Consider the following 1,353-nt stretch of genomic DNA (forward strand, 5'->3'; position numbering starts at 1 on the left):
CTGCGGCACCTGTCCCCGCCCCACAGTCCGGTCCTGTCCGGGCACTCGATCCGTTCCCGTGCGCACGCTGCTGAGGAGGGTGTTCGATGACCGCGACGTTCTACGACCGGCGCGCTGAGCGCATCGCCGCGCAGGGCCTTGCCGAGCAGCAGCGCGCTGCCGCTGATGAGCGCAGGGCGCAGGCCACGCTGACCCTGGTCCAGGCCGAACAGGCGCGTGCGATGACGGCCGCGGAGCTGGCGGACCGGCGGGCGCAGCGGCAGGCCACCTTGCGGCAGGAGGCACGTGACCGGCGGAAGGCCGCGAGGGAGCGGCTGACGGAGCGGATTCCGGCGTGGTTGCTGTCGGCGCTGTGGGCGACGGTGATCGTCTCGCCCATCTCGCTGGCGTGGAAGGCGCAGCAGGAGTTCGCCGCTACCACGCTGCACCTCGGCGCGCTGTCGTGGTTGTTCCCGCTCGCGGTGGAGTCCGGTGCGTGGGTGTGCGCGTTCGAGGCGCATCACCGCGGCCGGCGGGGTGAGCCGATCGGCTCGCTGATGACGTGGATGTGGGTGCTTGCGTCGGTCGCCGCGGCGATTCAGCTTCTGCACGGTGCCGCGGACTACGGCGTGGTAGCGGGTGTGTGTCTGGCGGCGATGTCGCTGCTGGGCGTACTGCTGCACCACGTGCGACACAACGCGGACAAGGCTGCGGCCGATGGCCGGAGCGCGGCGGACATGCGGCGCGGGCTGCTGCGGTGGCTGCGGTTCCCGCGGCTGTCGTGGGCAGCTGCGTCGGTCGCGATGGCGCGGGGTGCGGACGTCACGGCGGACCAGGCGTGGCGTGCGGCGTGGGTGGACCGCTACGGCGTCGGCCCGGAGTCCTCACGCCGTGACCGGGCTGTGGCGAGGGTGATCGTGCGGCACCAGCGCAAGGCCGACCGGGTGGCTGCTCGTAAGGGTGCGCTGACCATCGTCGGAGGGCTCATCCTTCCGGTCACCCTCAGCCCGGTCGAGGCCGCGGCGTCAGCTGACGAGCCGTCGGCGACCGGTGCGCCGCAGTTGTCGGTGGTGCCGCCCGTGCGGGAGGACGACACCGCGATCGTACAGCCGAAACTCTCCCCGAAGGCCGCCGCGCTGATGCCCAAGGTGCGCGCTGCGATCGAGGCCGGAGACCTTCCGGCACGCCCGTCTGCACGCGCGATCCTGGCCCGTTTCAAGGGCTCGACCGACACCGCGGCGGAAGTCCGCGACGCACTCAAGTCCACGGCTGAGGCCACTCTTGCGGAGGTGCAGCGATGACCATCACGACGCTGACCGGCGCGACCGGTCCCGAGGACCGTGACGAGTTCGAGCGCCCCGCCACCGTGACCGC

Annotated in this window: 1 protein-coding gene; it reads left to right on the forward strand. The window is 72.2% G+C overall.

Annotation, left to right across the window (positions count from 1 at the left end; genetic code table 11):
* The first annotated feature begins 86 nt into the window (after positions 1–86).
* Positions 87–1,280, forward strand: a complete 1,194-nt coding sequence (locus tag ACZ7CF_RS42175; protein ID WP_470372567.1) for a DUF2637 domain-containing protein — start codon at positions 87–89, stop codon at positions 1,278–1,280.
* The last annotated feature ends 73 nt before the right edge of the window (positions 1,281–1,353 follow it).

Source organism: Lentzea sp. NPDC036955, from assembly GCF_055608005.1.